We start from the raw sequence: 19,051 nt of genomic DNA, 5'->3' as shown, positions 1-19,051 counted from the left end.
CGAACCCAGGCGACCATGGTCACGATCCGTGATGATCGCGTCGCGTAAGCAGGGGTTTGCCCCACCCTCCCCTCTCCGCTAACGTGCGATGTATCGGTCCGATACATCGCGGTGGTTAGCCCTCCGCGCAGGGGGAAGAGAAGGGATGGCCCGTGCTCGAGCTTGCCATCCTCGGCCTCCTGCAGGAGGCACCGATGCACGGCTACGAGCTGCGCAAGGAGCTGACCGCCAAGCTCGGTGCCATCCGGGCGGCGATCAGCTACGGCTCTCTCTACCCGACCCTGCGCCGGCTGCAGGCGGCGGGATGGATCGCCGAAGCCGCCGAGACACCCGCGACCGCCGAGGAGGTACCCGCGCTGACCAGCCGACGCGGTCGGGTGGTCTACACCATTACCGCGGAGGGCAAGGAACGCTTCGCCCAGCTCATAGCGCAGGCTGGACCCGAGACGTACGACGACACGGGCTTCGGCGTGCACTTCGCGTTCTTCGCCCGGACCGACCAGGCCACCCGGCTCCGGATCCTGGAAGGTCGTCGCCGCAAGATCGAGGAACGTCGCGAAGGTCTTCGTGACGTGCTCGGCCGGGCAGCCGAGCGCCTCGACGCGTACACCCTGGAACTGCAGCGCCACGGGCTCGACGCCTGTGAGCGCGAGGTCCGCTGGCTGGAGGAGCTCATCGCCAACGAGCGCTCCGGCCGGGCCCCCGCCGACCCGCGACCCGGGACGGCCGGTGGCCGAGGAGACAACGACAGCCCGCCCACGCCTGGAACGTCCAGGAAAGAGCGGCCGTGATGAAGAAGAAGGAGGCAGACGCTATGGGCTCCGTCCGCGTCGCCATCGTCGGTGTGGGTAACTGCGCCTCGTCCCTCGTACAGGGCGTGGAGTACTACCGGAACGCCGACCCGAACGACCGCGTCCCGGGTCTCATGCACGTCACCTTCGGCGACTACCACGTCTCGGACGTGAAGTTCGTCGCGGCGTTCGACGTGGACGCCAAGAAGGTGGGCATGGACCTCGCGGAGGCGATCGTCGCCAGCGAGAACAACACGATCAAGCTGTGCGACGTGCCGCCGACCGGCGTCACCGTGCAGCGTGGCCCGACCTTCGACGGTCTCGGCCAGTACTACCGCGAGATCGTCGAGGAGTCGGACGCCGCGCCGGTCGACGTGGCGCAGGCGCTGCGCGACGCGCAGGTCGACGTGGTCGTCTCCTACCTCCCGGTGGGTTCCGAGGAGGCCGACAAGTTCTACGCCCAGGCCGCGATCGACGCCGGCTGCGCGTTCGTGAACGCCCTGCCGGTCTTCATCGCCTCCGACCCGGAGTGGGCGAAGAAGTTCACCGACGCCGGTCTGCCGATCGTCGGTGACGACATCAAGAGCCAGGTCGGCGCCACCATCGTGCACCGCGCCCTGGCGAAGCTCTTCGAGGACCGCGGGGTCGAGCTGCTGCGCACGTACCAGCTCAACTTCGGCGGCAACATGGACTTCATGAACATGCTGGAGCGCAACCGCCTGGTCTCGAAGAAGATCTCGAAGACCCAGTCGGTGACCTCCCAGATCCCGCACGAGATGAGCAAGAGCGACGTGCACATCGGCCCGTCCGACCACGTGCCGTGGCTGGACGACCGCAAGTGGGCGTACATCCGCCTGGAGGGCCGCTCCTTCGGCGACACCCCGCTCAACGCGGAGCTGAAGCTCGAGGTGTGGGACTCGCCGAACTCGGCCGGTGTCATCATCGACGCCGTCCGGGCCGCGAAGATCGCGCTGGACCGGAAGATCGGTGGCCCGATCCTCTCCGCCTCCTCGTACTTCATGAAGTCCCCGCCGGAGCAGTACGCCGACCACGACGCGCACGCCGCCGTGGAGGCGTTCATCGCCGGCGAGGTCGAGCGCTGACGCGCTGACGCGAGCACACAGAGGAAGGGCCGGGTCCGCGCGGACCCGGCCCTTCCCCCTTCGCGTACGTCAGGACCAGGCTCGCCGCAGCGCCACCGACGCCTCCAGCTCCAGCAGTGTCACCTTGCGCGGCAGCCCGCCACCGAAGCCGACCAGCTTGCCGCCGGCGCCGACGATCCGGTGACAGGGCACGATCACCGGCACCGGATTGCGGTTGCAGGCCACCCCGACCGCCCGGGCGCCTCCGGGGTCGCCGACCGCCTTGGCCACCTCGCCGTAGGTCTTCGTCTCCCCGTACGGGATGCGGGTCATCTCCCGCCACACCGCACGCTCGAACTCCGAGCCCCGGGGCGCCGACACCGGCACCGTGAACTCGGTCAGCTCACCCGCGAAGTACGCCCGCAGCTCCGCCACCGCCAGCCGGGCCACCGCGTCGCCGGGCTCGTCGGCCGCCCCGTCCACCCGGCCGAAGTGCGCGCCGCGCACCGCGTCGTCGTCGGTGCCGACGGAGAACTCCCCGATCGGTGAGTCGAGCACGGTCCAGCGCATGTCACCCATTGTCGCGCGACGGGCAAAGTTTTCCCCGCCCCGGGCGTCTGGAGATGCGGAGGTGGACGGTGGCAGAGGTCGACGGGGAGTTCACCGCGTTCGTCAACGAGCGGGGAGCGGCCCTGCTGCGGGTCGCGTACGCGCTGGCCGGCAGCCAGCACGCGGCGGAGGATCTGCTGCAGAACGCGCTGGCCAAGGCGTACGTCCGGTGGCCCCGGATCCACGGCGACGCGGAGCCGTACGTGAAACGGATCCTCTACCACGACCAGGTCTCCGGCTGGCGGCGACGGGCGCGGCGTGCGGAGGTGCCGGTAGCCGAACTGCCGGAGCGGCCGGCCGCCGGCGACGACAGCGACCTGCGGCTGCTTGTGCGGGACGCGCTGCGGGCACTGCCGCCACGCCAGCGCGCGGTGCTCACCCTGCGCTACCTGGAGGACCTGAGCGTCGAGCAGACGGCCGCGCTGCTCGGCTGCCGCCCCGGCACCGTGGCCAGTCAGAGCACCAAGGCGCTGGCCCGGCTCCGGAAGCTGGTGCCGGGGCTGGACGGGCTGACGAACCGGACGGAGGTGAACCGATGAGCACGTCGCTGGACGAGACGATCCGGACGGCCGTACACGATCTCGCCGACGGCGCCGGGCCCGCGCCGGACCTGGCGTCGCACGCGATCAGCCGGGGACACCGGCTGCGCCGTCGGCGGAGGGCCGCCACGGCCACCGCCGTGATCGTCGCGGTGATCGCGGTGGCCGTGCCGTTCGTGCTGCTCCGTCCCCGGCCCGCCCCGCCGCCGACCACGCCGCCGGTCACCCCCACGCCCTCGCCGGTCGTGCGGGCGGCGCCCGGCCCGAAGTGGGCGGACGGTCCACTGGTGCTGCCCGGGGACTGGGTGGTCACCAGCCTGCGGGCCGGCGAGGGGACGGACGGGCGGTCGTACCTGCTCGACCGGGGACGCGGGCGGTACTTCGCCAACGGCCGCTACGACGCAGTCCTCCCCGCACCCACCGGCTCGCTGGTCGCGGTCTGGGACGACAACCGGCCCCGCCAGGTCGGCCTGGTCGACCTGGCCCGGGGGACGACCCGCTGGTACGAGCCGGGCCGGGCGCTCGGCCGGCCGAGCTGGTCGCCGGACGGCCGGCGTCTGCTGTTCACCAGCCAGCGGGTCGGCGACTTCGGTTTCGTCGTGCTCGGTGTCGACGGCGAGGCCCGCTCCCACGCCGTCGACACCGACACGTACCTCTGCACCGACTACTGCTTCTTCCTCTGGAGCCGGGACGGACGGGACGTGCTGCTCCAGCAGACCGACCCGGGGCGCCGCCGGTCCGAGTCGGCCCGCCACCCGAGGCGGGGCGTCCAGTTCTTCTCCGCCGACAGCGGCCGGCCCACCCGCTTCGAGCCGCTGCCGGGCGACCCGGCCGGGCCGTGGTCCTGGTCCCCGGACGGCGAACTGGTGGTGGTCCAGGGGCAACAGGAGCCGCTGCTGGTGGAGGCGGCGACCGGCCGGGTGGTAAACGCGCTGCCCGCCGCCGACGCCGTCTGGGCCGGCGACGACCGCCTGCTCTACCGGCGGCCGAACGGGTCGCGGGAGTTCGTGTTCGCCGACACCGCAGGCCGCGAACTCGTCCGCCAGCCGCTGCCGACCGGGTTCTTCGCCGCCGAGGTGACGATCGCGCCACGCTGACCGGCAGCTGAGCGTCGGCTGAGCGAAGTCGATGTTGCACGGCGCCGATACCGTGCAGGTCATGGCACCCGGGACGCTCATCTTCCTGATCATCGGCGGGGTCGGTGTCGGCGTGCTGACGCTCGCCCTGCTCGGCTCGGGAGTGCTCCACCTCGGCCAGCCCGACGTCGACGGGCCGGTGTCGCTGGAGGCGGCCGCCGGGTTCACCGGGGCGTTCGGTTTCGGCGGTGCGATCGTCAACGAGCTGCTCGGCGGCCGTACCCCGGGAATGATCGCGGCGGCGGTGGCCGGCGGCGCGCTCGCCGCCGTGCCCACCGGCTGGCTGGCGGCGCGGCTGAGCCGCGCGGCCCGCAACATGCGCACGGACGCCACACCCACCCGCGACCACCTGGCCGGCGCGCTCGGCCTGGTGGTGACGCCGATCCCCAGCGGCGGCTACGGCGAGGTGCGGGTACGCCTCGCCGGCCAGCCGGTGAAGCTCAACGCCCGCGCCGACGGGCCGATCCCGGTCGGCACCCGCATCTTCGTGGTCGAAGCACTGAGCGAGACCAGCGTGCACGTCGAGACCTACTGACACCACCACACAGACGGGAACGCCCATGCCCCTGCTCGTCGCCATCGGCGGCGCGGTCCTCCTCGCCGTCGTCCTCGTCCTCTTCGTGTTGTCCCGGATCAAGGTGGCCGGGCCGAACCAGGCGTTCATCGTCACCGGCCGCAAGGGCCGCACCACCCAGTCCGCCGACGGTGCCCGGTCCACCGACATGTCGGGGCAGAAGGTAGTGCTCGGCGCTTCGGTGTTCGTCCTGCCGGTGGTGCAGAAGCTCCAGTCGCTCGACCTGTCCAGCCGCCGGATCGACGTCAGCATCCGCGGCGCGGTGAGCAAGCAGGGCATCCGTACCGAGCTGCACGGCGTCGCGATCGTCAAGGTCGGCGGCACCGAGGACGCGATCCGTGCCGCCGCCCAGCGCTTCCTGAACCAGCAGGAGGAGATCGACAACTTCACCCGCGAGGTGCTGGCCGGCGCGCTGCGTTCGATCGTCGGGCGGCTCACCGTCGAGGAGATCATCCGGGACCGGGCGGCGTTCGCCAGCGCGGTCGCTGAGGAGGCCGAGCACTCGATGACCAACCAGGGCCTGGTGCTGGACACGTTCCAGCTCCAGGACATCTCGGCCGAGGGTTCCTACCTGCAGGACCTGGGCCGGCCGGAGGCGGCCCGGGTGCTCAAGGACGCGGCCATCGCCGAGGCGCGGGCCCGCCAGCAGGCCGAGCAGGAGCGGCTGCTCGCCGAGGAGGCGATCGCCGAGGCGAACCGGAACCTGGCGCTCAAGCAGGCCGGCATCCAGGCCGAGATCGACGCGGCGAAGGCGAAGTCGGCCGCTGCCGGTCCGCTCGCGCAGGCCGAACGCGACCAGGCGATCCTCTCCGAGCAGCAGAAGGTGGCCGAGCGCAACGCCGAGCTGAAGCAGCGCCAGCTCGACACCGAGGTCCGCAAGCCGGCCGACGCGGCCCGGTACAAGGTCGAGCAGGAGGCCGAGGCGGCTCGCAACGCGGCGGTGCTCAACGCCGACGCCCAGCGCCAGGCCACCATCGCCGCCGCGCAGGCCTCCGCCGAGCAGGCTCGCCTCACCGGTGAGGGTGAGCGGGCCCGCCGGGCCGCGCTGGCCGAGGCGAACGCGATCGAGGGCGCCAAGGAGGGTGAGGCCGAGCAGCGTCGGCGTTCCGCGATCGCCGAGGCGGTCGAGCGGGAGGGCCAGGCCGAGGCGGCGGCCATCCTCGCCAAGGGTCAGGCCGAGGCCGACGCGATGGCCCGCAAGGCCGAGGCGTTCGCCGCGTACGGCGAGGCGGCCGTCCTGGACCTGCTGGTCAAGGTGCTGCCCGAGGTGGTGGGCGCGGCGAGCGCCCCGATCGGCGCGATCGACAAGATGACTGTGATCTCCACCGACGGCGCGTCGTCGCTGACCAAGTCCGTGGCCGGGAACGTCGCCCAGGGTCTGCAGCTCGGCAGCGACCTGACCGGCATCGACCTGGCCGGGCTGCTGGCCCGGCTGGGCAGCAGCGCGCAGAACAACGGCAAGACCACAGTGGACGGCACCACGGTCACCCAGTGACGACGACGCCCGCCGGTTCCCCTCGGGGAGCCGGCGGGCGTCGTGCGGTGGTACGGATCAGAGCACGGCGATGACGAACTTCTCGCTCTCGCCCAGATCGAAGGGCGGGCCGCCCCAGTCGATGGTCCGGCTGGCGATGAGCTGGCTGGTGCCGGCGCTGCCGGCGGTGACCGCCTTCTCGTTGATGTTCGCGTACAGGTAGACCGAGCCGTCGGCGTTGTAGTGGAGGAGCGACAGCCCCTCCCACGCGCCGATCGAGGCACCCCGGGCGATCAGCGGCTTCGCCCCGGCGCTCTCCGCCGTCACGAACTTGCCGTTGATCTGGGCCTTCAGGCCGAAGGTGCCGAAGCCGTCACCGACGTTCACCAGTTCGTACTTCTCCCAGGCGCCGACGGTCGCGGAGCGGGCGATCAGCGGCTTCGCCCCCGCGCTCTCCGCCGTCACGAACTTGCCGCTGACCACCGACTTGATGCTCACGAGCGGCGCCGGGGCATCGAAGTCGAACTTCTCGGCGGTGCCGACAGCGGTCTTGCTCGCGATCAGCGGCGAGGTGGCGCTGGGCGCGGTGACGTACCTGCCGTTGATCGCCGCCTTCAGGCTGATCGTGCCGTCGGTGTTGTCGACGATCTGGAACTTCTCCCAGGCGCCGATGGTGGCCGCGCGGGCGATCAGCGGCTTCGCGCCGGCGCTCTCCGCCGTGACGAACTTGTTCGTGACCCGCGCCCGCAGGCCGAACAGCCCTCCGCCGGCGTCGACCACGTCGTACTTCTCCCAGGCCCCGATGGCGGTGCCGCGGGCGATCAGCGGCTTCGTCCCGGCGCTCTCCGCCGTGACGTACCGGCCGTTGACCCGGGCCTTGAGCCCGTACGAGCCGCGCGCCGTCACCGCCGAGCCGATGTGCAGCAGCCGGTCGGTGGAGCCCATGGTGTCGTGCACCGCGCCGCCGATGCCGGTGGTCACGACCGAGTCCCGCACCTGCTGCGGCGACCAGCCCGGGTGCTCCTCCAGCAGCAGCGCGGCGGCGCCCGCCACGTGCGGGGACGCCATCGAGGTGCCGCTCATCGACTCGGTGCCGGCGCTGGTGCCGGCCTTGGCCGAGACGATGCCGGTGCCGGGGGCGAACAGGTCCAGGCAGCGGCCGTAGTTGGAGAACCAGGCACGCATGTCCACCCGGTCGGTGGCGCCGACGGTGATGGCGGCGGGCACGCTCGCCGGCGAGGACTCGCAGGCGTTCGCCATGCCGTTGCCGGCGGCGACCGCGTACGTGATGCCGGAAGCGATCGAGCGGGCGACCGCGTCGTTCACGGCCTGGTCGACGCGGCCGACGCCGAGGCTCATGTTCGCGACGGACGGCCCGGTGGCGTTGGCGGTGACCCATTCGATGCCGGCGATCACCTGCTCGCTGTCGCCCTCGCCGTCGCAGTTGAGGACCCGGACGGCGACCGTCTCGACGGCCTTCGCCACGCCGTACGTCGTACCGCCGATCGTGCCCGCCACGTGGGTGCCGTGCCCGTGGCAGTCCTGGGCGACGTCGTCCTGCTCGATGGCGTCGTAGCCGTTGCGGGCCCGCCCGTCGAAGTCCTGGTGGTCGATGTCGATGCCGGTGTCGATCACGTACGCGGTCACCCCGGCGCCGGTCGCCGGATAGGTGTACTTGCCGTCGGTCCGGGTCTTGAGCTGGTCGATGCGGTCCAGGCCCCACGGCGGGGTGGTCTGGGTGCCGGCGGTGCTCCAGCGCTGGACCTGCTGGACGTACTCGACGTCCGGGTCGGCGGCGAGCCGCGCGGCCTGCCGGGCGTCCATCGTGGCGGAGTAGCCGTTGAGCGCCTTGCCGAAGACCCGGCGGACGGTGCCGCCGTGCTCGCCGGCCAGCGCGGACGCGGCGGACTTCACCTTGGCCGGGGTGGTCTTGCCCTTCTTGAGGACCACGATGTAGCGGCCGGACACCGCCTCGGCGGTGTCGGCGCCGCGGACCGACGGTCGCTTCGGGTCGGCCAGGGCGGGGCCAGCCACTGTGGCGCAGAGGATGGAGGTGGCGCTGGTGAGGGCGATCCCCACGAGCGCGGAGCGGCGCAGGCCGCCGTGACGTGTCATGAATTGACTCCCCGTGTCCGGCGACCGTCCGGATCGGACGGGCGGATGAGATCAGAGCAGCCGCCTCTGTCGATTCGGCGGCTGCCGATGACTCATCATGCGGGAGACATCGACCGGAACGGGTCAACCGTTCGGTCGACACGCCGCCGTATCGTCGTCAGATCCGCGACGCCGGCCTCAGCCGGTGATGCCCTCGTCGCGCGCCCAGCGCAGCAGCTCCGCCTCGGCCTCGTCGCGGTCCAGCGGCCCGCGTTCCAGGCGCAGCTCCTTGAGGTACTGCCAGGCGCGACCGACCACCGGCCCCGGCGGTACGCCGAGCAGCTCCATGATCGCGTTGCCGTCCAGGTCGGGCCGGACCCGGGCCAGGTCCTCCTCGGCGGCGATCCGGGCGATCCGCTCCTCCAGCGCGTCGTAGTCGGCCGCGAGCTGGGCCGCCTTGCGCCGGTTACGGGTGGTGCAGTCGGAGCGGGTCAGCTTGTGCAGGCGGGACAGCAGGTCACCGGCGTCGGTGACGTACCGGCGCACCGCCGAGTCGGTCCACTCGCCGCGGCCGTACCCGTAGAAGCGCAGGTGCAGCCCGACCAGCTTGACCACCTGAGAGGTGATCTCCTTGGAGTAGCGCATCGCCTTCATCCGGTTCTTGGTCAGCCGGGCCCCGACCACCTCGTGGTGGTGGAAGCTGACCCGGCCGTCGGCGCCGACCGCCTTGGTGGCGGGTTTGCCGACGTCGTGCATGAGCGCGGCCATCCGCAGCACGAAGTCGCAGCCGTCGGACTCCATCGACATGGCGTTGCTGACCACCGTGAGCGTGTGCTCGTAGACGTCCTTGTGCTGGGCGTGCTCGTCGATGGTGAGCTTCAGGCCGGTCAGCTCGGGCAGGAAGCGCTCGGCCAGCCCGGTGTCGACCAGCAGGCGCAGCCCGGTGATCGGGTCGGCGCCGCAGAGCAGCTTGGTGAATTCGTCCCGGATCCGCTCGGCGGTGATCCGGTCCAGGTCCGCGGCCATCTCGGTCATCGCCGCGCGGACGTCCGGGTGGACGGCGAAGCGGAGCTGGGCGGCGAACCGGGCCGCGCGCAGCATCCGCAGCGGGTCGTCGCGGAACGACTCCTGCGGCGTCCCGGGGGTACGAATGATCTTGGCCGCCAGGTCGGCCAGGCCGCCGTACGGGTCGGTGAACCGGTGGTCGGGCAGGCTGACCGCCATCGCGTTGACAGTGAAGTCGCGGCGCTTGAGGTCCTCGGTCAGGCTCGTGCCGTACTGCACCACCGGGTTGCGGCTGACCTGGTCGTAGACCTCCGCGCGGAACGTGGTGATCTCCAGGTTGAGGCCGTCGCGCTGGCAGGCGATGGTGCCGAACTCGCGTCCGGTCTCCCAGATCGACTCGGCCCAGCCGCGGATGACCTTGATGGTCTCGTCCGGGTGGGCGTCGGTGCAGAAGTCGAGGTCGTTGCCGAGCCGGCCGAGCAGCGCGTCGCGGACGGATCCGCCCACCAGGTGCAGTTCGTGACCGGCCTGGGCGAAGCGCCGGCCCAGCTCGTCGGCGACCGGTGAGACTCGGAGCAGTTCGGCGACGGCGTTGCGCTGCGCGGCGGTCAGTTCGCGGCGGTCGGCGGCGTGGGAGGCGGAGGCTTCGGACATGGGATCGCCAGCCTATCGGGCCGGAGGTGGATCGACCGCGCCGGGCGCGGGTAACGGGCCCGGGTTGACTAAGGTTCCGGTTGGGCGGGGCCGGCCGGGCCCGGTCGCCACGTACCCCTTGGAGGCTGGCAGATGAGCGGCGGGCTCTACCGCAGCGCGAACGCGCACGGCGGCGGCCTGCCGCCGGACGACGGCGCCACCTTCATCTCCGCCGAGCCGCTGAACCAGCCCGGCGTCGAGGCCGTCGCGCCGCCGCAGGAGGTGGTCGCCGAGACCAGCGCCGCGGCGAACAGCGCGGTGATGGCCATCGGCAGCCTGGTGAGCCGGGGTACGGGGTTCGTCCGCAACCTGATGATCGGCGCCGCGCTCGGCACCATGGTCGGCGACGCGTTCACCACCGCCCAGTTCCTGCCCAACCAGGTGTACGAGTTCCTGCTCGGCGGCGTGCTGACGAGCGTCCTGGTTCCGGTGCTGGTCCGCCGCCGCAAGATCGACGCGGACCGGGGTGAGGCGTACGCGCAGCGCCTGCTCACCCTCGCGGTGCTGGCGCTGGCCGCGACCGCGCTGATCGCGGTGCTGCTCGCGCCGGTGCTGACCGCCGTGTACGCGGCCGGTGGCGACGACCCGGCGTACACCAGGCTCGTCACCCGGCTGTCGTACCTGATGCTGCCGATGCTGTTCTTCACCGGCATCAGCGCGTTGATCGCCGCGGTACTGAACACCCGGGGGCACTTCGCCGCCCCGATGTGGGCGCCGATCCTCAACAACCTCGTCTCCATCGGCACGTTCGGCCTGTACATCGTCGTCTTCGGTGCGACCGGCCTCCGGCCCGAGGAGGTGGGCTGGGACCGGATCCTGCTGGTCGGCGGCGGCACGCTCCTGGGCGTGGCGGTGCAGGCGATCGGCCTGCTGCCCGCGCTGCGCAAGGTCGGCTTCCGGTGGAAGGCGCGGTTCGACTTCCGCGAGCTGGGGCTGCGCGAGCTGGCCCGGCTCGGCGCCTGGATGTTCTGCTACGTCGCGGTCAACCAGCTCGGCCTCTTCGTGGTGGTCAACCTGCTCAACCGCGCCACCGGCGGCGACGGCGAGAACGCCGGCCTGCTGATCTACAACAACGTCTTCCTGCTGCTGATGATGGCGCACGGCATCATCGCCGTCTCGATCATCACCGCGCTGATGCCACGGATGAGCGCGGCGGCAGCCGAGAACCGGTTCCACGACGTCACCGCCGACCTGTCCCGGGGCACCCGGATGGTCACCGCGGTGCTCGCGCCCATCGCGGTCTGTTACGCGGTGCTGGCCGCGCCGATCTCGGTGGTGGTGTTCCGGTACGGCGCGTTCACCGGCGACAACGCGGTGGCCACCTCGACCGTGCTGCTGGTGGCGGCGCTCGGGCTGGTGCCGTTCGCGGTGAGCCAGCTCTTCACCTTCGCGTTCTACGCGCTGCCGGACACCCGCACCCCGGCTCTGATCAACATTCCGGTGGTGGCGCTGCGCGTCCTGCTCCAGGTGGGCCTGTTCCTGCTCTTCTCGAACACGTTCGCGGCGGCCGGGATGATGCTCGGCAACGCCGTGTCCTACCTGGCGGCGGCGATCATCTCGGCGATGCTGCTGCGGCCCCGGGTGGGCCGGATCGGGCTGGGCGGGATCATGCGGACGCTCGGCCGGGTGGTCGTGGCGGCGCTCGGCGCCGCGCTCGTAGGCGTGCTCGTGGTGGCGGTGCTCCCCGGCGATCCGGATAGCCTGAGCTGGCTCGCCGCCGCGGTCCAGCTGGTGATCGGCGGCGCGGCGATCGGCGCGACCTACCTCGGGCTCGCCATGGTGCTGCGGATCGGCGAGATCACCGAGGTGGTCGGGATGGTCCGGCGGCGCCTCGGGCGTTGACCCCCTCGGTGACCGACGGTGAACGAGGATCACCAGGCTGGGGATACGGCTGTGGATAACTTGGAATTCCGCCGTCCACTGGGCCTCTCGGCCTGTGGACAACCAACCGTACGGATGAGGGAGCGCAGGCCGGGACGGGGAAAACCTCCCGCCGCCGCACCGGTACGCCCCTGTGCCGCCTCGTTGCCGCCGACCTTTAGATTGGCGGTGCGTGTCCGGCTCGCCCGCCGGGTGGGCGGGCGACCCGGTCGGGGCCCGTGGCGACTGGCCTTCCAGCCGGTCACAGCGGGAAGATGACATGTCGGAGAACCGGGCATCCCGGGTAAGGTCGCTCTCGACGGGTACGACCGGGATCGACGCGGGTGTCGAGACCGCCGGCCGTTCCACCGAAGGCAGAGCGGGAAGCCACATGCCCAGCAGCACGGGTCCATCGATCGACGCGATCACCGAGGGAGGACGGGTGACCCAGGTCGGCGAGGGTCAGGAAGCGGAGGAGACCTCTCCTGCGGTCGTGACCTTCGGTGCTCCCACTGTCGGTGAGCTGCTCGCGGAGCGGTACGAACTGGTCGAGCACATCAACAACGACAGCGCGGGCCGGCTGGTCTGGCGCGGTGTCGACGTGGTGCTCCGCCGTCCCGTCGCCGTGGTCCTCCGCTACCCGGGTGGCGACTCCGCCACCGAGATGCTTCAGGCCGCGGTCGCCGCGAGCCGCGTCATCCATCCCAACCTGGTCGGTGTCTACGACGCGATCGACGAGGACGACCGGGCCTACGTGGTCCGCGAGTGGGTCGACGGGCAGTCGCTGCGCGAGATGGTCGCCGCGGACGGGCCGCTGGACCCGGCCCGGGCCACCGCTGTCGGCAACGCCGTCGCCAGCGCCCTCGCCGCCGTGCACGCGACCGGCATGGTGCACGGCAACCTCCACCCCGGCACCGTCATGATCAGCGACGACGGCCGGGTGGTGCTCGCCGACGCGCGTACCGACGGTGCGGACAGCCAGGAGAACGACCTGCGCGCGGTCGGCGGGGTGCTCTACTTCGCCCTGACCGGGCACTGGCCGCACGGCGAGGCCCCGCTGCACGGCGCCACCGCCGGGCACGGCCGCGCCGCCCTGCCGGACGCCGTCCGGGACGCCGGTGGCGCCATCGCCGCGCCCCGGCAGATGCGCGCCGGTGTGCCGGCCTACCTCGACGACCTCACCATGGACCTGCTCGACCCGGAGATCGCCCCGCCGTCGTCGGACGTGCTGGCCGCCGAGCTGAGCCGGCTCGACATCCCGGCCGACGAGCAGTTCCTGGAGCAGGCCGGCCCGCTGCGTTTCACCGCCGACCCCGGCGAGGAGCCCTCCCCGCTGGCCGCGGCCGGTGGTCGCAAGGTCGCCATCGGCATCGCCGGTCTGCTGGCGGTCGCCCTGGTCGGGCTGCTCATCGGCATCAACGCGCTCGGTGGTGGCGACGACGGCGGCAAGGAGCCGGTCGCCCAGCCGTCGAACAGCGCGCCGGCCACCGGGGGCGGGGACGAGCCCGCCGCGCAGGTCCGCAAGCTCACCATCGAGGCCGTACGGATCATCGACCCGGACGGCGACCGCGCCGAGGTGCGCAACGCCGAGAAGGTGATCGACGGGGACGACGACGAGGGCTGGGAGACCAACAGCTACCGCAACAACGGCAAGTTCGGCGGCCTCAAGAAGGGCATGGGTGTCTGGATCGACCTGGGCGCCCCGCACACGGTCAAGCAGCTGGAGGCCACGCTCTCGGCCACCGGCGCCACCGTCGAGCTGCGCACCGGCACCCGCGGCGACTTCCCGTCCACGTCCTCCGGTGACAAGCAGCTGGTCAACGCCTACTCGACGATGATCGGGCCGGCGAACGAGGACGGCGGCACCAAGATGATCTTCAACGCCTTCGAGCCCGACCAGAAGTACCAGTACCTGCTGTTCTGGATCACCAAGCTGCCGGCGAAGGACAGCGGCAACAGCTGGAAGCTCGGCGTCCAGGAGATCGTGGTCCAGGGTTCGTGACCCGGCCGCCGTCCCCACCGTCACCACTCCACCGGACGTGGTGACGGTGGAACGCGACGGCCCGCGCCCCGGGCGCTCCGACCTGGAGCTGCTGCGGGCGCACGCGGCCGGCGACCGCGACGCCTTCACCGAGCTGTTCCAGCGGCACCGGGACCGCCTCTGGGCGGTCGCGCTGCGGACGATCGGCGACCGCGAGGAGGCCGCCGACGCCCTCCAGGACGCCATGCTGTCGGCGCACCGCGCGGCGGCCCGGTTCCGGGGCGACTCCGCGGTCACCACCTGGCTGCACCGCATCGTGGTGAACGCCTGCCTGGACCGGATCCGGCGGCGGCAGACCCACGCCACCGTCCCGCTGCCCGACGGCGTGCACACCGACGGCGAACCGGGCCGGCACACCGGCGGTCCGGAACCGGCCGCGCCGGCCCACGACCACGACACCGCGCTCGTGGTCCGGCAGGCACTCGCGGCACTGCCCGCCGAACAGCGGGCCGCGCTGGTCCTGGTCGACGTGCAGGGCTACCCGGTGGCCGAGGTCGCCGCCATGCTCGGCGTCGCCGAGGGCACCGTGAAGAGCCGGTGCGCCCGCGGCCGAGCCCGCCTCGCCGTGCTGCTCGGGCACCTGCGTACCGGCACCGACGCCCCCGCCGGCGACGTGCCGCAGCTCACCTCCGGGAACCGCAGACGCCCCGAGGGCGTCGGATCCTCGTCGGGAGCGTCCCGTCAGGCCGTCAGCCAGGAGGAGCCGTGACTTCCCGGGAGTTCAGCGAGGTCGACCACGACCTGCTCGCCGACTACCTCGGCGGGGCGCTGGACGGCACCCCCGAGCAGGCGACAGTGGCCCGGCTGGTCGAGCAGGACCCGGCGTGGCGGGCCGCGTACGAGAATCTCGCCGACGCGGTCGACCTGGTCGGCGCCGACCTGGCCGGCTGGGCCGCGGCCCCCGCGCCGGAGATGCCGCAGACGGTGGCCGACCGGATCACCGCGGCGCTCGCCGGGGCCGGCCCCGCGCTGCGCGACGGTACGCCGGTCGTCCCGGCGCAGTCCGGCGGCGCGAGCCGGCCACCCGGCACGGCCGCCCGTACCGACCGGCACAGCGGCCCCGGCCGTCGTCCCCGGCGCTGGGCCCGCATCGCCGGGCCGGTGGCGCTCGCCGCGGCCTCGGTCGCCGCGGTGGGGCTCGGTGTCGGCCGGCTGGCCGACCCGGGCGACAGCGGTACGGCAGACCAGGCGGCCCGGGAGGCGGCGCCGATGGCCGGCGCGCCGTACCGGAGCACCGGACCGGCAGTGCGCAGCGGCACCGACTGGACACCGGAACGCCTCGCCGCAGGCGGGGCGTTCGCCGGGACGAAGTCGAATCCGGGGGACATGGCCGCGGCGTCCGGCGCGGCGAAGGACGGCGCGGAGACGCCCCTGCCTGGCGCGCCTGAGCGCCTCAGCGCCCTCGGCGGGCTGGACCGGCTGACCCGGCCGGAGACGCTCGCCGCTTGCCTCACCGCGATCGGGGCCGAGCACGCCGCCGGGCCGCTCACCGTGAACATGGTCGACTACGCCCGGTTCCAGGGCGCCCCGGCGCTCGTGGTGACGTTCACGGACGCGGGCGGCGCCCGCTGGGGCTGGGTGAGCGGGCCGGAGTGCGGGGTACCCGGGTCCGGCGCGGACACGCGGTTCCGGACGCGGGTAGGGTGAAAACGCGGTCACGACGCTTGTCCCGCCACGTGACCTGACCCACCGGATGACCGGCTCGGGAATCCCCGCTTCGTACGATGACGTTCTGCAAGTCAGGCGCCGGCGCCCCTAGAGCCGTCGGCACTCGGGATCGACATCGGTGCGGCCGGTGACGAACACACACATCGGGAGACGGCAGTGGACGAGGTCCGCAACCTGATCATCATCGGCTCCGGTCCGGCCGGCTACACGGCGGCGGTCTACGCCGCCCGCGCCAACCTGAAGCCGCTGGTGATCGAGGGCGTGCAGTCGGGTGGCGCGTTGATGACCACCACCGAGGTGGAGAACTTCCCCGGCTTCGCCGACGGCATCCTCGGCCCCGAGCTGATGGACAACATGCGCAAGCAGGCCGAGCGCTTCGGCGCCGAGTTCCTCACCGACGACGTGACGCGGGTCGAGCTGAAGGACACCGGCGAGATCGGCTCCGACGCGGTGAGCACCGTGTGGGTGGGCGAGACCGCGTACCGCGCCCGCGCCGTCATCCTCTCCACCGGCTCCGCCTGGCGTCCGCTGGGTGTGCCGGGCGAGCAGGAATACCTCGGCCACGGCGTGTCCTCCTGCGCCACCTGCGACGGCTTCTTCTTCCGCAACCAGCACATCGTGGTGGTCGGCGGCGGCGACTCGGCGATGGAGGAGGCCAGCTTCCTCACCCGTTTCGCCGAGTCCGTGACCATCCTCCACCGCCGCGACTCGTTCCGCGCCAGCAAGATCATGGCCGACCGCGCGCTGAGCAACGAGAAGATCAAGGTCGAGTGGAACACCGTGGTCGAGGAGATCCTCGGCGACGACGGCAAGGTCAACGGCGTACGGGTGCGCAACGTGCACACCGGCGAGAGCAAGGTGCTCGACGTCACGGGCGTGTTCGTGGCGATCGGTCACGACCCGCGCAGCGAGCTGTTCCGCGGTCAGGTGGAGCTGGACGACGAGGGGTACGTGAAGGTGCAGGCCCCCAGCACCCGTACCAGCGTGCCCGGCGTGTTCGCGGCGGGTGACCTCGTCGACCACACCTACCGGCAGGCCATCACGGCGGCCGGCACCGGCTGCGCCGCCGCGCTGGACGCCGAGCGTTTCATCGCCACCATCCAGGGCTGAGAGTTCCACGGGCAAGGTTCGGAGGAGGAGAGTTCATAGTGGGAGCAACCAAGGCGGTCACGGACGCCAGCTTCGTCAGCGACGTGCTGCAGTCCGACAAGCCGGTTCTGGTCGACTTCTGGGCGGAGTGGTGCGGCCCCTGCCGCAAGGTCTCGCCGCTGCTGGAGGAGATCGCGGGCGAGATGAAGGACCAGGTCACCATCGTCAAGCTCAACATCGACGAGAACCCGGAGACGGCGCGCGCCTACCGGGTGATGTCGGTGCCGACGCTGACCATCTTCAAGAACGGCCAGCCGGTGCAGTCGATCGCCGGCGCCAAGCCGAAGGGTGAGCTGGTCAAGCTCATCGAGTCGGCGCTCTGAGCCGTACCGGCACCTCCGGAACCCCCGTCACCACGCCCGGTGGCGGGGGTTCCGGCTTCCCTGACCTGCATGAACACGAACCCGCCGGGTATCGGCCACGGTACGCTCCGTAAGCATCCGTCGGAGTTCCGGTCCGCCAACGTCCGTGCAGAGGGGGTCGTCGTGCGTCCGATCCGACCCGGTGACCAGGGACCGGCGGTGGCCGAGATCCGTACCGTCCTCGCCGGCCTGGAGCTTCTTCCCGCCGAGGGCGGAGGCGACGACTACGACGCCCAGACCGAACGCGCGGTACGGGCCTTCCAGCAGTCCCGCGGCCTCAGCGTCGACGGGCGCGTCGGCGCCGAGACCTGGCGGGCGCTCGACGCGGCCCGCTGGCGGTTCGGCGCCCGCGCGCTCTACCACGCCGTCCCCGAGCCGCTGACCGGCGAGGACGTCCGCTCGCTCCAGGAACGCCTGCTGGAGATGGGGTACGACGTGGGCCGCGCCGACGCCATCTACGGCATCCGCACCTCCCGCGCGGTGGCGCAGTTCCAGCGGGAGATGGGCCTGAAACCGGACGGCTCGTGCGGGCCGCACACGGTCAACGCCCTGCGCCGCCTCGGCCGCAAGGTGGTCGGCGGGCGCCCGCAGTGGCTGCGCGAGTCCGACGCCATCCGGCAGGCCGGGCCGACGCTCGTCGGGCGGACCGTGGTGATCGACCCGGGGCACGGGGGCACCGACCCGGGCGTGGTGGTGCCCGACGGCACGCTGCGCTGGAGCGAGGCGGACCTCGTGCACGACCTCGCCAGCCGGCTGGAGGGGCGGCTCGCCGCCGCCGGCGTACGGGTGCAGCTCACCCGGGGTCCGTCGCCCGGCGACTGCCTGCCGGACGCGGACCGGGCCCAGCTCGCCAACTCCCTGGGCGCCGACGTGTTCATCTCCCTGCACACCGACGGGCACGCCAACCCGGAGGCCGAGGGCGTGGCCACCTACCACTACGGCACCGACAACGGCGTCACGTCGGCCACCGGCGAGCGCCTGGCCGGGCTCGTGCAGCGGGAGATCGTGGCCCGTACCGGGCTGCGCGACTGCCGCACCCACGCCAAGGCGTGGGAGCTGCTCCGCCTCACCCGGATGCCCGCGGTACGCGTCGAGGTCGGCTACCTCACCTCACCGGACGACCGGGCGCGGCTCGTCGACCCGCGCTTCCGGGACCGGGTGGTCGAGGCCATCGTGGCCGGCGTGCAGCGGATGTACCTGCCGATCGAGCGGGACGTGCCGACCGGCTCGATCGACGTGAGCGAACTGCGGGCGATCGTCGCCGCCGGCACCGTCGTCGACTGAGCCGCGGCTCAGCTCGTCGAGCGGGTGGCGGGCGCCGGGCGGACCGGCCGCAGCAGCGTCTCCGGGCTCATCGAGCCGAGCAGCTTCTCCAGCGCGTACTCGACGTCCGACTTCCAGCTCAGCGCCGTCCGCAACTCCAGCCGCAGCCGGGGGTAGCGCGGGTGCGGCCGGACCGTCTTGAAACCCACCGAGAGGAAGAAGTCGGCGGGTGCCACGCATGCGCGGGTCGGGTCCGCGTCGTCGCCGAACTTCGCGTCGCCGAACGCCTCGATCGCCTTGATGCCGCGCTTGGTCAGGTCGCGGGCCACGCCCTGCACCAGCATCCGGCCCAGACCGCCGTCGGCGAAGGCGGGCACCACGTGCGCGGTCATCAGCAGCGCCGCGTCCGCCGAGACCGGGGAGGTGGGAAACGCCATCGAGCGCGGGACGTAGGCCGGTGGGGCGTACATGACGAAACCGGCCGGCATGCCGTCGACGTAGACGAGCTTGCCGCAGGAACCCCACTCCAGCAGCGTCTGGGAGACCCACGCCTCCTTCTCCAGGCCCGGGTCACCGGCGGCGCAGGCCCGCTCGGCGGAGACCGGATCCAGCTCCCAGTAGACGCAGCTGCGGCAGGATCGAGGCAGGTCCTCCAGCGTGTCCAGGGTCAGGCTGACCAGACGTCGCGACATGAGCGCACCCCACCACTAG

At 72.2% G+C, this 19,051-nt stretch carries 17 protein-coding genes; 13 read left to right on the top strand and 4 right to left on the bottom strand.

Going from position 1 to position 19,051, the window contains the following annotated elements:
- Window positions 1–152 precede the first annotated feature (152 nt).
- On the top strand, window positions 153–791 hold the full coding sequence (locus Q3W68_RS08635; protein WP_302904906.1) for a PadR family transcriptional regulator: 639 nt from the start codon (window positions 153–155) through the stop codon (window positions 789–791).
- Between the two features lie 23 nt (window positions 792–814).
- Window positions 815–1,894 carry an inositol-3-phosphate synthase gene (locus Q3W68_RS08630; protein ID WP_302904905.1) on the top strand — a complete coding sequence of 360 codons (1,080 nt, stop codon included), beginning with the start codon at window positions 815–817 and terminating at the stop codon, window positions 1,892–1,894.
- A gap of 69 nt (window positions 1,895–1,963) precedes the next feature.
- Here the strand turns inward: Q3W68_RS08630 and Q3W68_RS08625 are convergent, their stop codons facing one another.
- A complete protein-coding gene (locus Q3W68_RS08625) occupies window positions 1,964–2,443 on the bottom strand; it encodes a methylated-DNA--[protein]-cysteine S-methyltransferase (RefSeq protein WP_047892731.1) in 480 nt (159 codons plus the stop codon).
- Window positions 2,444–2,496: 53 nt separating this feature from the next.
- Here Q3W68_RS08625 and Q3W68_RS08620 point away from each other — a divergent pair, with 53 nt between their 5' ends.
- The 4 genes from Q3W68_RS08620 to Q3W68_RS08605 are packed head-to-tail and all read left to right on the top strand — an operon-like array spanning window position 2,497 to window position 6,226.
- The gene (locus Q3W68_RS08620) at window positions 2,497–3,021 is read left to right on the top strand and encodes a SigE family RNA polymerase sigma factor (protein ID WP_302904904.1); all 525 of its coding nucleotides are present in this window, start codon (window positions 2,497–2,499) and stop codon (window positions 3,019–3,021) included.
- Window positions 3,018–4,118 (top strand): hypothetical protein, encoded by a 1,101-nt coding sequence (locus Q3W68_RS08615; protein ID WP_302904903.1) that lies wholly within the window; start codon window positions 3,018–3,020, stop codon window positions 4,116–4,118. The genes Q3W68_RS08620 and Q3W68_RS08615 overlap by 4 nt, the downstream gene beginning before the upstream one ends.
- A 31-nt stretch (window positions 4,119–4,149) precedes the next feature.
- Entirely contained in the window at window positions 4,150–4,692 is a 543-nt protein-coding gene (locus Q3W68_RS08610; protein ID WP_302904902.1) for a hypothetical protein, read from the top strand.
- 25 nt (window positions 4,693–4,717) lie between these two features.
- On the top strand, window positions 4,718–6,226 hold the full coding sequence (locus Q3W68_RS08605; RefSeq protein WP_302904901.1) for a flotillin family protein: 1,509 nt from the start codon (window positions 4,718–4,720) through the stop codon (window positions 6,224–6,226).
- Window positions 6,227–6,283: 57 nt separating this feature from the next.
- Here the strand turns inward: Q3W68_RS08605 and Q3W68_RS08600 are convergent, their stop codons facing one another.
- Both Q3W68_RS08600 and Q3W68_RS08595 read right to left on the bottom strand, forming a co-directional pair.
- Window positions 6,284–8,320, bottom strand: a complete 2,037-nt coding sequence (locus Q3W68_RS08600; RefSeq protein ID WP_302904900.1) for a S8 family serine peptidase — start codon at window positions 8,318–8,320, stop codon at window positions 6,284–6,286.
- A gap of 177 nt (window positions 8,321–8,497) precedes the next feature.
- Complete coding sequence (locus tag Q3W68_RS08595; RefSeq protein WP_302904899.1) at window positions 8,498–9,958, bottom strand: CCA tRNA nucleotidyltransferase; 1,461 nt, start codon at window positions 9,956–9,958, stop codon at window positions 8,498–8,500.
- Between the two features lie 132 nt (window positions 9,959–10,090).
- Between Q3W68_RS08595 and murJ the strand changes: the two genes are divergently transcribed.
- From murJ to Q3W68_RS08560, 7 genes are all read left to right on the top strand, one after another.
- The gene (gene murJ, locus Q3W68_RS08590) at window positions 10,091–11,839 is read left to right on the top strand and encodes a murein biosynthesis integral membrane protein MurJ (RefSeq protein WP_302904898.1); all 1,749 of its coding nucleotides are present in this window, start codon (window positions 10,091–10,093) and stop codon (window positions 11,837–11,839) included.
- Between the two features lie 409 nt (window positions 11,840–12,248).
- Window positions 12,249–13,859, top strand: a complete 1,611-nt coding sequence (locus tag Q3W68_RS08585) for a protein kinase family protein (RefSeq protein ID WP_302904897.1) — start codon at window positions 12,249–12,251, stop codon at window positions 13,857–13,859.
- Between the two features lie 46 nt (window positions 13,860–13,905).
- Complete coding sequence (gene sigM / locus Q3W68_RS08580; protein ID WP_302904896.1) at window positions 13,906–14,607, top strand: RNA polymerase sigma factor SigM; 702 nt, start codon at window positions 13,906–13,908, stop codon at window positions 14,605–14,607.
- Window positions 14,604–15,545, top strand: coding sequence for a hypothetical protein (locus Q3W68_RS08575; protein ID WP_302904895.1), 942 nt, complete (start codon window positions 14,604–14,606; stop codon window positions 15,543–15,545). The genes sigM and Q3W68_RS08575 overlap by 4 nt, the downstream gene beginning before the upstream one ends.
- Window positions 15,546–15,722: 177 nt before the next feature.
- Window positions 15,723–16,676, top strand: a complete 954-nt coding sequence (gene trxB / locus Q3W68_RS08570) for a thioredoxin-disulfide reductase (RefSeq protein WP_091413511.1) — start codon at window positions 15,723–15,725, stop codon at window positions 16,674–16,676.
- Between the two features lie 38 nt (window positions 16,677–16,714).
- Entirely contained in the window at window positions 16,715–17,038 is a 324-nt protein-coding gene (trxA, locus tag Q3W68_RS08565) for a thioredoxin (RefSeq protein ID WP_013289375.1), read from the top strand.
- A 162-nt stretch (window positions 17,039–17,200) separates the two neighbouring features.
- Window positions 17,201–18,361 carry an N-acetylmuramoyl-L-alanine amidase gene (locus tag Q3W68_RS08560; RefSeq protein WP_302904894.1) on the top strand — a complete coding sequence of 387 codons (1,161 nt, stop codon included), beginning with the start codon at window positions 17,201–17,203 and terminating at the stop codon, window positions 18,359–18,361.
- Window positions 18,362–18,369: 8 nt separating this feature from the next.
- Here the strand turns inward: Q3W68_RS08560 and Q3W68_RS08555 are convergent, their stop codons facing one another.
- Window positions 18,370–19,032 carry a GNAT family N-acetyltransferase gene (locus Q3W68_RS08555; RefSeq protein ID WP_302904893.1) on the bottom strand — a complete coding sequence of 221 codons (663 nt, stop codon included), beginning with the start codon at window positions 19,030–19,032 and terminating at the stop codon, window positions 18,370–18,372.
- Between the last annotated feature and the right edge of the window lie 19 nt (window positions 19,033–19,051).

It is taken from the genome of Micromonospora sp. C28ISP2-4 (assembly GCF_030519385.1).
In the GTDB taxonomy this organism is placed as follows: domain Bacteria; phylum Actinomycetota; class Actinomycetes; order Mycobacteriales; family Micromonosporaceae; genus Micromonospora; species Micromonospora tulbaghiae.
This window is presented reverse-complemented; position numbering and strand designations above follow the sequence as displayed.

Excerpts from the sequence above, each read along its gene's own strand:
- Q3W68_RS08630 (WP_302904905.1), top strand. The coding sequence starts at position 815 with ATGGGCTCCGTCCGCGTCGCCATCGTCGGTGTGGGTAACTGCGCCTCG.
- Q3W68_RS08625 (WP_047892731.1), bottom strand. The coding sequence starts at position 2,443 with ATGCGCTGGACCGTGCTCGACTCACCGATCGGGGAGTTCTCCGTCGGC.
- Q3W68_RS08620 (WP_302904904.1), top strand. The coding sequence starts at position 2,497 with ATGCGGAGGTGGACGGTGGCAGAGGTCGACGGGGAGTTCACCGCGTTC.
- Q3W68_RS08615 (WP_302904903.1), top strand. The coding sequence starts at position 3,018 with ATGAGCACGTCGCTGGACGAGACGATCCGGACGGCCGTACACGATCTC.
- Q3W68_RS08610 (WP_302904902.1), top strand. The coding sequence starts at position 4,150 with ATGTTGCACGGCGCCGATACCGTGCAGGTCATGGCACCCGGGACGCTC.
- Q3W68_RS08605 (WP_302904901.1), top strand. The coding sequence starts at position 4,718 with ATGCCCCTGCTCGTCGCCATCGGCGGCGCGGTCCTCCTCGCCGTCGTC.
- Q3W68_RS08600 (WP_302904900.1), bottom strand. The coding sequence starts at position 8,320 with ATGACACGTCACGGCGGCCTGCGCCGCTCCGCGCTCGTGGGGATCGCC.
- Q3W68_RS08595 (WP_302904899.1), bottom strand. The coding sequence starts at position 9,958 with ATGTCCGAAGCCTCCGCCTCCCACGCCGCCGACCGCCGCGAACTGACC.
- murJ (WP_302904898.1), top strand. The coding sequence starts at position 10,091 with ATGAGCGGCGGGCTCTACCGCAGCGCGAACGCGCACGGCGGCGGCCTG.
- Q3W68_RS08585 (WP_302904897.1), top strand. The coding sequence starts at position 12,249 with ATGCCCAGCAGCACGGGTCCATCGATCGACGCGATCACCGAGGGAGGA.
- Q3W68_RS08555 (WP_302904893.1), bottom strand. The coding sequence starts at position 19,032 with ATGTCGCGACGTCTGGTCAGCCTGACCCTGGACACGCTGGAGGACCTG.